This window comes from Devosia sp., from assembly GCF_040509215.1.
Taxonomy (GTDB): Bacteria; Pseudomonadota; Alphaproteobacteria; order Rhizobiales; family Devosiaceae; genus Devosia.
In genome coordinates, this window is sequence record NZ_JBEVLL010000184.1 from 1 (window position 1) to 12108 (window position 12108).

Sequence of the window (12108 nt, forward strand, 5' to 3'; positions counted from 1 at the left end):
CCGCAATGGGGAACGATAGGGTCATGCAGGACTTCCTGCTATCCCACATCAACAGGAATATTCTATTCCACATTTCATTGACAAGAGGAATATTCGCTTCTAGCATTTTTGCGCGAACAGAGGGGACTACCCATGGCAAAAAGCGCTCTGATGGCGGAGCTGGAAACGCTGGTTTCCGAGGCCCGCAATCCCGACACGGTCGAGATCGATCTCATGTCGACCCGCGAAGTACTCGCGGCCATGAATCGGGAAGACAACAAGGTCCCTCAAGCCGTCGAAAAGGTTCTGCCTGAAATCACGGCAGCGGTCGACAAGATCGTCGATGCCTTCCGCCATGGCGGCCGCCTCATCTATATCGGCGCCGGCACCAGCGGACGTCTCGGCGTGCTCGACGCCTCCGAATGCCCCCCGACCTTCGGCGTACCGCCCGAAATGGTTGTCGGCCTCATCGCCGGCGGCGACCACGCCCTGCGTCACCCCATTGAAGGGGCCGAAGATTCCCCCGAAGAAGGCCGCAAGGATCTCGAACGGGTAAAGCTCGAAGCCCGCGACGTCGTCGTCGGCATCGCCGTTTCCGGCCGCACCCCCTATGTCATCGGCGGCCTCGACTATGCCAAGTCCGTCGGCGCCACCACGGTCGCGCTCTCCTGCAATCCGGACAGCACCATCGCCCGCCAGGCCGAAATCGCCATATCGCCCGTCGTCGGCCCCGAAGCCGTCACCGGCTCGACCCGCCTCAAATCCGGCACGGCGCAAAAGCTGGTCCTCAACATGCTGACCACGGCCAGCATGATCCGCATCGGCAAGACCTATCAAAACCTGATGGTCGACCTCTCGGTCTCCAACAAGAAGCTCGAAGCCCGCGCCATCCGCATCCTGGTCGAAGTCGCCAATTGCAGCGCCGACGAAGCCGAGCGCCTGCTCGTCACCGCCGGCAACAATGTCAAACTGGCCATCCTCATGGCCCTGACCGGCATGGACCGCCCCGCCGCCGAAGCCGCCCTCGAAAATTCCGAAGGCTTCCTCCGCCGCGCCGCCGGCATTCAGCCCAGGGCTGCTGGTTAAGACAGGCCGCCGCGCTCGCCGACACCCCCTCCCAACCTCCCCCATCCAGGGGGAGGTGCTGTATCGAGTGTGTGGCACGTTCCCGTCAAAACCACCGTCCCTTCACCTCCCCCTAGATGGGGGAGGCCGGGTGGGGGTGGAGCCCCAAGCGCGGTTCCTACGATGGTCGCCTACCGGATAGCCCGCCCAGCCTCATCAAACAGATGCACCTGGTCCCCCGGCAATCCAATATGCATCTGCTGGTGCAATTCCAGCTCCGGCGCCCCATCGAGCTTGATCGTCACCGTCTCCCCATCGGGCAGCTCGACATAGGCCAGCGCATATTCGCCGAACTGTTCGATCACGGCCAAAGTCCCGCTCAGATGCGCCGTTTCCGGGCTCGCCAGCTCCAGATGCTCCGGTCGTGCCCCAATCGTTCGCACTCTGGCCAGGTCGGTGCCGCCAAGTGCTAGCAGTCTGTTACCCGGAAGCCGCAATCCGCCAGCCTCCGGCGTCACGGGGATAAAGTTCATCCGCTGGCTAGCAATGAACCCGGCAACGAACGTATTGACCGGGTTGCGATAGAGCTCGAGCGGCGTGCCCACCTGCTCGATTACCCCGGCATTGAGCACCACGATCCTGTCCGCCAGCGTCATCGCCTCGACCTGATCATGCGTCACGTAAATCATTGTCGCATCAAGCGTATCGTGCAGCTTGGCAATCTCCACCCGCGTCTGCGCTCGCAGCGACGCATCGAGATTGCTCAGCGGTTCATCGAACAAAAACACCTTCGGATTGCGCACGATCGCCCGCCCGATCGCCACGCGCTGGCGCTGCCCACCGGACAATGCTTTCGGCATGCGATCGAGATAGGGATCGATCTGCAGGATCCGCGCAGCCTCCCTAACGCGTTGATCCACCTCTTCTTTCGGCGTCTTGAGAAGTTTCAGCCCGAAGGCCATGTTCTCATAGACGCTCATATGCGGATAAAGCGCATAGGACTGGAAAACCATGGCGATGCCACGCTGGGGCGAGGGCACGTTGTTGACCACCCTCCCGCCAATCGAAATGTCGCCGCCCGTTATGGGCTCAAGCCCGGCAATCATGCGCAGCAGCGTCGATTTCCCGCAGCCCGAAGGCCCGACGAATACAACGAATTCCCCGCTCTTGATGTCGAGATCGACCCCATGGACCACCTCGAGCGACCCATAGGATTTTCGGACTTGGCGCAGCGTGACATCGGCCATGAGAACCTCCTCAGAGTTCCACGAGAAGCGTGGCGATTTCGAACGGCCGCAGGCTCAAGGAGACGCTATTATCCTTGAGTTCCAACGGCTTGCTTGGCCCCTCTTCCATCAGGTTGACCGTACGAACGCGCTTGACCTTCACGCCAAACGAGATAGTTGCCTCGGCGCGGATATTGGCGTGCTCGAAGACGCGCAGCACCACTTCGTCCGATTTTTCGGCCTTCTTCACCGTCTCGATGGTGACGTTATCCCCGCTCACCTGCGCTAGGCTAAACTGTCCAAAGTCTTTGGCAGCCTGCGCCTGGGGAGAGGTAGAGCCGACAACGGCGACCGGATTGTTGAAGCGTTCCGCCGCACGATGCACCTGCGCCAGATCCGCCACGCCTTCATGGACAAACAGCGCATAGCGAATGCGATGCTCACCGAGATCGGCATCCGGGGCAGGGAAGGTCGAGCCACGCACCAGCGTCAGCCGCACCGATTGCTCGTGGCAATCATAGGCATATTTGCTGTCATTTATCAGCGCCGCACCAAAGTCGGCCTCTGAAATATCGACCCAACGATGCATCGACGCCTCGAACCGCGCGCGGTCCCAGGTGGTGTTACGGTGCGTCGGACGCTTGACGTGACCGAACTGAATTTCCGAGCGGATTTCAGAAATGTTGAGGTCGAACGGGAACTGCGCCTTGATGACCTGCTGCCGTTCCTGCCAGTCGATAAAGGTGTCGAACTCCACCTGCCGCGCACCCGCAGTCAGCGAAATTACCTGCACGATCAATGACTTCTGGTACTTGCGCTCGACCCGGATCGCTGCGCGATGCGGGCCGGTCTCGACCACCGAAATCTTCGTCGGACTATCGGCCAGCGGCCAGGATTGCTCCTCGAAGTAGCGGTCGATGTCCCAGGCGTCCCACTCCATCGGCTTGTCTTCATAGGCGATGAGCCGGTTGGCCGCCTTGCCCGGCGCCAGCACCTCGCGCTGCCGCGTCTTGTCAAAGATCGAGCTGATTTCGCCCGCCTTGTCGAAGCTGACCTTGATCAACTCGTTCTCGAGGTGCTTTTCGGAAACCGACAAAGTGCTCTTCGTCGCCGGAGCCGAGGAGACAACCTGCGCCGCCGTCCAGCCCAAAGCCCCGATATTGCCAACCGGCGCAACGTTCTCGTTCGTGCCATCGGCGCGGGTGATCTTCTGGATCGGCGCCGTGCCGCCGGCCGTCGCCAGCCCATTGCCCGCGCCGACATGGCCAAGGCTGACCAATTCCGTCCGGTTCTGGCTGGTGAAATTGAGCACGCGAAGCTGATCGGCACCGGGCTTGGCAAAAGCCTGTGCCGCCGCATGCCACGGCCCATTCTGGGAACTCAGCGTCGAGAAGATCCGCCCATATTCGTTGTCGCTATCGACATAGACCTCGGGAATGGACGTGCCCGGGAGGATGTCGTGGAACTGGTTGATAAGCACCAGTTCCCAAAATTCAGCCAGAGTTTCAGAGGGATAGGCATGCCCCGCCTGGCTCAGCGCCATGGCGCCCAAAAATTCCAGCTCACGCAACCGTCGCTCGGCATTGCGATTGTTCGCCTTGTTCTTGGCGACAGATGTCAGCGTACCGCGGTGGTATTGCAGGTAAAGCTCGCCATTCCAGGTCGGGAATTTCGCCGGGTTGGCATCCATCGCCTTACCCAACCGATCAAGGAACGGAACGATCCCCTCAAGCTTCACCTTGGGCGCGCCGGGAATACCGCGCTCGAGACGCGTGCCGCGCTCGATCATGGCGCGGGTCGGTCCGCCGCCGCCGTCGCCATAGCCATAGGACATGACGACTTCATTATAGGCCGCCTTGGGCTCATAGCGCTTCCATGCACCCATGGTCTCGGAGACCGACAGGTCGCCGTTATAGGTAGTGAAAATCTGCTCGCTGTCATACCTTTGCGCAGTGATGAGCTGCGCCTTGGTGACGGTCCCGTCGATGCCACGCCAGAAGAACGTGTCATAGGGATGCCGGTCGGTGTCGTTCCAACTCAGCTTCGAGGTCACAAAATACTCGAGCCCGGACTTTTCCATGATCTGCGGCAGGTTTGCCGAATAGCCAAACGTATCGGGCAGCCACACCGTCTTGGGCGTCACCTTAAAATGTTCGATATGGAATTTGCGCCCGCGCATGATCTGGCGCACCAGCGACTCGCCCGAAGCGATGTTGACGTCCGGCTCCACCCACATGGCGCCTTCAATCTCGAACTGCCCGGATTTGACCTTCTTGAGCATCCGCTCCCAGATTTCGGGATAATCCTGCTTCAGGAAGTCGAAGAGCACCGACTGGTTGTACATGAAGACAAACTGCGGATACTCCTCCATCAGGTTGAGCACCGTCGCAAAGCTGCGCCCGGTCTTGTCGCGCGTATGCATCACGCGCCAGAGCCAACCGACGTCGAGATGGGTCGAGCCGACAGCCGTGATCTGCGGCTGCACTTCGGTATCGACGAGATCGTAGATTTCCTTGGCGATCTTTTCGGCAGCCGGTAGCCCGGCCTCGAAAGCATCGGTGTGCCCATCGCGCCGATCAAGCGAACGCAAAGCGCGCTCGACGATATTGAGAATGGCCTGTCGCCGCGGATCGTTCTGATAGAGCCGCACCGCCACATCGAGCGGGGTCTGCAGGTCATAATAGAGCTTTTCGGCGCGCTCATTGCGCACGAAGAAATCGACCTCAAACCCAACCAGCGGCCGATCAAAAAACGTAAAAGCGTTGACCAGCACGACGTGCTTGTTGCCCGGCTTGGCATTGCGCTCGATCACCAGTTCGGTGTGATTGCCATCCAGCGCCTGGGCGATCTTGCCATCGAGATAGGCGAGACATTGCGGGTCGGTCGAGCCGGGCCGGTCCTGCCACTGGCTCGTAAAGTGCGCGACAAAAACCTTGCCCTTGGCTTCCTCAGGCACAGTGATTTCAGCCGCAAACCAGGTGTGTTCCTGGTGCTTCGCCCAGACCGTATGGCGGCCGAACTTCTCCCAGTTCCGCCAGTCGGCCTTCAGCGCCTGCTCAGCCGAAAAACCATCGGCGCGCTGCACATGCCACTGGAACGGCACATTGGCGATCGGCGTGCGGATCTTCTTTTCAAGGTCAGCGCAGAGACGGAGGAGCTTGCCCTCCATCTTGAGGTCGTCGTCGAGAAGACCAAGTTTGGTAGATTGGGGATTGGAATAGGTCATCCTTTGACTCCGACACCGGCGAACCCTGTGTTCATGTTCCGCCGCAACAATAAATAGCCGCCGATCGCCGGCGCAGCGTAGAGAATGGAAAAGGCCGTGAGGAAGCCGTAGTTGATGGCGCCCTGCTGCCCGAAAGCCGCGTAAAGCCCCACCGACATCGGGAAAGCATCCTGCACGCGCGCAAAGATCAGTGGCAGCAGGAACTCGTTCCACGCTCCGGTGAAGCTGAAGAACCAGACCACCGCGATCCCGGCGCGCGACATGGGCAACACGATTTTTGTGACAATCTGGAGAAGGCTGGCGCCTTCCACATAGGCGGCCTCCTCAAGTTCGATCGGCACCGTATCGAAGAAATTCTTGAGCAGCAGCAGCGTGAAGGGCAGATTGAGAATGGTCAGGGCGACGATAACGCCGAGCTGGTTCAGCAATCCCGAGCGCTGCGCCGCAAAATAGAGCGGCACCAGCACGCCGGCCGAAGGCAGCATGCGCAGCAGCACCAGCGTCCACAGCAGCGCATTGCGTCCGGGAATGCGCAGCCGCGATAGCGGATAGGCGGCCGAAATGCCGACGACGACAGACAGCGTCGCCGTGCCCGCCGCAATGATGATGGAATTGAGAAACTGCCGCCCGGCATTGCCGCTCACCGCCATGCCGAAGTTATCAAAGCCAAAGGCTTTGGGAATTTCAAGCTGGCCCGTCGAGAGCGGATTGAAGGCGTTGAGGATCAGCCAGGAAAACGGGCTCACCCAGATAACGGCCATGAAGGCGAGCGCAATGGCGGTGAGGCGAGAGGGTTGGGTATCCATTATTTCGGCTCCCGCAACAGGCGCAGATAGAAGAGCGAGAGCACGCCGACGATAACCAGCATGGCGACCGAAATGGCCGAGCCAAAGCCGAGATTACCGCGCGAAAAACTCTGATTGTAGAGGAACACGGCCAGCGTTTCTGTCTGTCGCCCCGGCCCGCCGCCGGTCATGGCGAAAATCAGCGGGAAATAGGTGAAGGTCCAGATGGTGATGAACAGCATGTTGGTGGCGATATGCGGCCGGATGATCGGGAGCTGCACGAGCCAGATGCGCTGGAACGGCGTCGCGCCATCGACCTTGGCGGCCTCCACCACTTCGCGCGACACCGAGTCGAGCGCCGCCGAGAACAGCAGGTAGGACCAGGCCGTGCCCTTCCAGATATTGGCGATGGTGACGATGGGCAGGGCATATTCGTTGATGAAATTGATCGGCCGGAACCCGAACGGCACAACGAAGAGCTGATTGATAAGGCCGGTCTGGCTGGTCGTTGCCGACCACAGAAACGCCGCCACGATATCGGGCAGCAGCCAGCCGAGCATGATGCAGACTTCCACCACGCTGCGGATCGAGGATTGCGTGCCGCGCAGTACCGCCGCGAGCAGGAACCCGAGCACGGACTGGCCGACAATGGCCGAGAAGAACACGAAGATGACGGTGGTCCAGAGCGATTCGAGGAAGCCTCGCCGCGTGAACAGGCGCTCGAAATTCTCGAGCCCCACCCAGCTCCATTCAACGCTCTTCTTGCCCACCAGCGCCAGGTCGGTGAACGAGAAGGCAAAGGCCCAGGCGGTGAAATAAAGCAGCGCCCCGATGAGAACGATCGCCGGCAACATGCCGAGCACTAGGACGAAGAGATTGCCGGTCAGCCAAGGATTGGCCTGGTTTTTCATGGGCTTTCTCGCTTGGGCATGGACACTCCGCAAACCAAGGCGCTTGGACTGCGCCCGGTGTCATCCCCACGAGAGCGGGGATCTCTGTTTCAGTGAGAGGAGATCCCCGCTTTCGGGGATGACGCCGTGGCCGGTTGGAAAAACACCCGTCACGGCGGCACCCGGAGGACATTCTGGGCGCCGCCGCGTCGGGAGGTTTGGCTTACTCGTAGGTCACGACCGCTTCTTCGCCGAACTCGTCGACGAGGGCGTCGTGATAGGTCTGGATCACTTCATCCACCGGCACGCCATCGACCAGATCCGAAGTTGCCTGCTGGATCAGAGCAGAAACGGTCTGGTAGCCGGGCACGGTATCGCGACCGGTGGTGTCCGCGGCCAGAGCCGTCGCCTTGGCGAGGAACGGATCGGCCATATATTCGGTCGATTCCGAGATGTCGGTACGCACCGCCATGCGGTGGGTCGCCAGCGTCCAGGCCTTGAAGTTGTCGAGGTCGAAGATCGTGGTCACAAGCTTGAAGGCCAGATCCTTGTCGGTGGCATTGGCATTGACGCCGATGGCCCAGCCGCCAGAAATATTGGTCGTCGCCTTGGTTCCGGGTTCACCCGAGCCCGGCCAGGGCGTCCAGCCGACAAGCGCATCACGTTCTTCGCGGCTCGGCGGGGTGTTGCAATCCCACAGGCACGCATCTTCCCAGGACCCGGAAGCCAGAATTCCGAGCTGGTCATTGGCGAGGGCCGCCCGCACTGCCGCGCCGATATCGGTGGCGTAGTTGAGGTCGGCCGGGTTCAGTTCGCGCTCGGCATAAACCTGGTGGTAGAGATCGAAGGTGCGGCGCAGGCCGGGGCTGTCGCCGATCCACTGATTGGTGTCGCGCTTGAGGAGGCGATTGCGGTCGCCTTCGGGCACGTCGGCGCCGAGCAGCGCCATATAGACGCCCTGCATGGTGGCCGCTTCCGCCTGCTTGGTGCCGGCCGGCAGCTGGAATGGATACTGTACGCCAGCATCCTTGAGCTTCTGGGCGGCATCGAGAATGTCGGCCCAGCTCTTGGGCTCCCATGGGGTCGGAATACCGGCCTTCTCGAAATTGCTCAGATCGTACCAGAGCATGCGCACGTCGGTATCGGTGGGCAGGGCATAGACCTCACCCTGATAGGACGCGACTTCCAAGAGGCCCTTCATATAGGGCTCGAACTGGTCCCAGCCGGCGAGCGGCTCGTTGAGTGGCAGCAGATAACCGGCCGAAGCCAGTTCGCTGACCATGAAGGAGTCCATCACATTGACGTCTGCAGCTGTGCCGGCGCTGAGATCGAGCGCGATGCGCTGGTCATAGCCCTGGCCCGGCAGCTTGATGGCATTGACGGTTTCACCCGTCTCGGCCTCGAATGCCTCGATGCCCGGTTCGACCAGGGCCGCCAGCCATTCGGGATACATGAACGATACTTCCGCCTGCGCGGGGATCGCGGACGCTGCCATCAAAGCCATGGCGGCCACCGTCGTCAGAAAGCCAGTTCTGAGCATCAACTCCTCCTCTGCTGCTCCTGCCGCTTATCGGTGCGGCATTGTCCGGAACCTCCTCATCCCGAACGGCACGACGTAATCATATGTCTTGCAACGTTGCAAACGCTTTTCTGATTTTGACATCATTGCTGACCTATCGCAAATTTTAGTGTTATATTTCAATGGTCAGTTGAAATTTACATCGATTTCACACTGTGGGCAAAAATGTAAAACGTTGCAAAAAATTGGCCATTGGTTTGAGCGTCCGCCCGTGTAAAATCGAAGGCGGAAACGCCAAGAGCAGCAAAAGACTTTGAAGAAAATCGGCAAGGCCAATAGCCGCGTAACGCTCAAGACCATTGCGGAGGTAACCGGGCTCAGCCTTTCCACCGTGTCCCTGTCCTTGCGAGGCGGCACCACGCTCAAGCAGGAAACGCGCGACAAGGTCAACGAGGCCGCCAAGTCTCTCGGCTATGTGCCTGATCGCGCCGGCGTGCGCCTCCGCACCGGCAAGACCAATGTCATTGCCCTCGTGCTCGATGGCTCCGAAGACTCCATCGATTTTGCCCGCAACATGATCCAGGGCATCGGCCACGCCATCACCGGCACCCGCTACCACCTGACCGTGATCCCCGAATTCGAGCGCCAGAACAGCACCGAGACGATCAACTACATCCTCTCCAACCGCACGGCCGACGGGGTGATCATCACCCATACCGGCCCGCGCGATCCGCGCGTGCAGATGATGATCGATGCGGACTTCCCCTTCGTCAGCCACGGGCGCACGGAGTTCTATACGCCGCACGCCTATCACGACTTCCATTCCGAGGAGTTCGCCGCGCTCGCCGTAAAGCGCCTCGCCGCCAAGGGCTGCAAGGACATCCTTCTGGTCATCGGCGATGACAGCACCACCAACTACCACAACATCGTCACCTCCTACCGCAAGGAGGCGGCGCGCGTCGGCATCGAGGCGCGCGTGCTTGAAGGCACGTTCAACCTGAGCCCCGCCGAAATGCGCCGCGTCGGCCTGGATCTGGCGGCCGATCCCCATCGCCCCGACGGCATCATTTCCGATAGCGAGATGCGCACCATCGCCTTGGTCGGTGGCCTCACCGAGGGCGGCGTGACCCTCGGGCGCGAAGTGCAACTGATCTACAAGCAGACCTCGGGCATCCTGCCCACGCTCTTCCCGCAAATGGACAGCATTCGCGAGGATGTCTTTGCCGCCGGCGGCGAACTGACCCGCCTGCTGCTGCGCCGTATCGAGAGCGCGCCGGTCAAGGAACTGCAGACCCTCGCCGAGCCACAGCCGCATTGGCGGAGCAGCTAGGCCTTCGCCTTGGCCAGCGCCGCTTTCATCCTGACCGTGTGGTTGAGCGCATAGGCCAGCCCGATCTGGATCGAGAGCCCGACGACCAGGATTGCCGCATCGGTCAGCGCACTTTCCGGCACCCCGGCCTTTACAGCCTGGAAGACGAGGCTCAGCGCCGTGCCGGTGGCAAACACCGCAAGGCCCTGCCGGCCCATAGCCCTGAAGGGCGAGGCAATGCGCGAGGCGGCAATGCCCTGCATGGCCGGAATGGACGCCAGCACATAGAAAAGGCACAGCGCATGCAGCAGCCGCGGCAGCGACAGGAAGGTCTTGTCGAAGGAGTGGATGTGGAACGGCGCGCCCATCTGCCAGAGCCAGCGCAACACGCCATTGCCCATGGCGCCCACCGGCGACACCTTCATCCACAAAAGCGATAGCACCAGAAATCCGAGCGCGACCAGAAACGCGATTGGATGGGCCGGAAAGGCCCGCTTCCCAAGCTTCATGCCCATGCCGGCCACAAGCCCGATCACGAACACCAGTTGCCAGGAAAATGGATTGAAGAACCAGCCGCCCGAATTGGGATAGTTCGGAAAATTGAGCCGGAAGGTGCCCGCGACAAGCCAGAGCAGTACCGAGCCCGCCACCAGCCAATAGGGCTTTTTCAAACCCGCCACGATCAGCGCAGGCGTCACCAGCAAAAGCGTCAGATAGAGCGGCAGGATATTGAGATAGCCGAACTGATGCGTCAGCAGCGGAATGCCCACCAGCGTCGCCAGCGGCTCCCGCGCCAGTGCCTTGAGGTTATTGGTCTCTAGTAGCTCATAGAGCCCGAAGAAATGCGCTGCCGCGGCAAAGGTGCCGAGGAAGATGAAGGTCAGCGTCAGGTGCACGAAATAGAGCTGCCGCGCCCGTGCCCAGGGCCGCGCCACAGCCAGCCATAGCGGAACCTTCTTGAGAAACGCACCCGAATAAGCGAGCCCCGCCGCGACACCGGACATGAAGACAAACGCTTCCGCCGCGTCCGAAAAGCCGAAATTGCGGTTGGTAAAAGCCTCGAATACAGTGCCCGGCACGTGATTAATGAAAATCATCACGAGCGCCAGGCCCCGGAACATGTCGAGCCGCTCGTCGCGCCCGCCCGGGGGCAGGGGCGCAGGGCCGGCCGCAATGGCACGCAGGCCCGGGATACGATCCCAGACAGTCGCTTTGCGCTCAAGCATGGACGGCGACTTCAGCAAGGCTTGTCGTCAGCACCGGCTCGGTCGCGCGCCAGCTCGCGAGGATACCATTGGCCTCGACGATGATCGGGCTTGGCGCGCGCTCGTTCGCGGTCGAAAACAGCCACGTGCTCACCGGTCGGTCGCCGCCACGGGCACTGGCCCATATGACCAAGGGCGCGAGGAGGGCAGGGCCCGCCACCGGCAGTAGCCAGGGCAGGAAGGCGGGCCCGGCATAGGCCATGAAGGCCAGCGCAGCGAGCGCCGTCAGCACGATCCACCAGCTTGCCGAGAAGGCCGTCTTCAGCGGCACGGCCTTGGCGTCACGCTCCGTCGCCGGCCAGCCGCCATCCATGCCGAAAAGGATCTGGAACACGGCCCGGCTCTGGAAGCCGAGCAGCACCGGAGCCATGATCGTCGAAATGACGATCTCGCTCAAAACCGACGGAATGATCCGCCAGCCGCCGAATGCCGTATTGGTGCCGTCCATGGCCCCACGCAGCGCAATGGCGAACTTGGGAAGGAGGAGTGTGGTCAGCACGCCGATGCCAATGATCCAGGGCGTCGCGCCCCAACGATCGCCGCCGCTATCGGGAATGAGGCTCGAGAGCAGGCTCGCGGCCATCAGCAGCAGCCAGAGCGGGGAGGCGAGGTACGCCATGATGCCCTGGACGAAGGTAAACCGGCTCCAGAATTTGAGGCCCGGCGCCGCAATCAACCGGCGATGCTGCAGGTTGCCCTGGCACCAGCGCCGGTCACGTTTGGCATATTCGATGAGGTTTTCCGGACCCTGCTCGAAAGAACCAAGCAGCTCGGGATCAACCTCCACCTTCCAGCCGCCACGGGCCAGAAGCGCCGCCTCGACATAGTCGTGGCTCAAAATATG

At 61.2% G+C, this 12108-nt stretch carries 8 protein-coding genes and 1 pseudogene; 2 read left to right on the forward strand and 7 right to left on the reverse strand.

The window, feature by feature from the left end; all coding sequences use genetic code 11:
• Positions 1–132: 132 nt before the first annotated feature.
• A complete protein-coding gene (gene murQ / locus ABW043_RS10220) occupies positions 133–1065 on the forward strand; it encodes an N-acetylmuramic acid 6-phosphate etherase (RefSeq protein ID WP_353921107.1) in 933 nt (310 codons plus the stop codon).
• 170 nt (positions 1066–1235) lie between these two features.
• Here murQ and ABW043_RS10225 read toward each other — a convergent pair whose 3' ends face one another.
• The 5 genes from ABW043_RS10225 to ABW043_RS10245 all read right to left on the reverse strand — a co-directional run bounded on the left by ABW043_RS10225 (position 1236) and on the right by ABW043_RS10245 (position 8711).
• Positions 1236–2291 (reverse strand): ABC transporter ATP-binding protein, encoded by a 1056-nt coding sequence (locus ABW043_RS10225; RefSeq protein WP_353921108.1) that lies wholly within the window; start codon positions 2289–2291, stop codon positions 1236–1238.
• Between the two features lie 10 nt (positions 2292–2301).
• Positions 2302–5496 (reverse strand): alpha-mannosidase, encoded by a 3195-nt coding sequence (locus ABW043_RS10230; protein ID WP_353921109.1) that lies wholly within the window; start codon positions 5494–5496, stop codon positions 2302–2304.
• Positions 5493–6302 (reverse strand): carbohydrate ABC transporter permease, encoded by an 810-nt coding sequence (locus ABW043_RS10235; protein WP_353921110.1) that lies wholly within the window; start codon positions 6300–6302, stop codon positions 5493–5495. The genes ABW043_RS10230 and ABW043_RS10235 overlap by 4 nt, the downstream gene beginning before the upstream one ends.
• On the reverse strand, positions 6302–7192 hold the full coding sequence (locus ABW043_RS10240) for a carbohydrate ABC transporter permease (RefSeq protein WP_353921111.1): 891 nt from the start codon (positions 7190–7192) through the stop codon (positions 6302–6304). Before ABW043_RS10240 ends, ABW043_RS10235 begins: the two co-directional genes overlap by 1 nt.
• 202 nt (positions 7193–7394) lie before the next feature.
• Entirely contained in the window at positions 7395–8711 is a 1317-nt protein-coding gene (locus tag ABW043_RS10245; RefSeq protein WP_353921112.1) for an extracellular solute-binding protein, read from the reverse strand.
• Between the two features lie 292 nt (positions 8712–9003).
• On the opposite strand from ABW043_RS10245, the gene ABW043_RS10250 reads away from it, so the two are divergent.
• The gene (locus tag ABW043_RS10250) at positions 9004–10020 is read left to right on the forward strand and encodes a LacI family transcriptional regulator (RefSeq protein ID WP_353921113.1); all 1017 of its coding nucleotides are present in this window, start codon (positions 9004–9006) and stop codon (positions 10018–10020) included.
• Here the strand turns inward: ABW043_RS10250 and ABW043_RS10255 are convergent.
• Both ABW043_RS10255 and ABW043_RS10260 read right to left on the reverse strand, forming a co-directional pair.
• Positions 10017–11225, reverse strand: a complete 1209-nt coding sequence (locus ABW043_RS10255; protein ID WP_353921114.1) for an OpgC family protein — start codon at positions 11223–11225, stop codon at positions 10017–10019. The two genes, ABW043_RS10250 and ABW043_RS10255, sit on opposite strands and share 4 nt — an antisense overlap.
• A pseudogene (locus ABW043_RS10260) lies at positions 11218–12108 on the reverse strand (glucans biosynthesis glucosyltransferase MdoH); the annotation flags it as partial. The pseudogene ABW043_RS10260 and the gene ABW043_RS10255, both read right to left, overlap by 8 nt.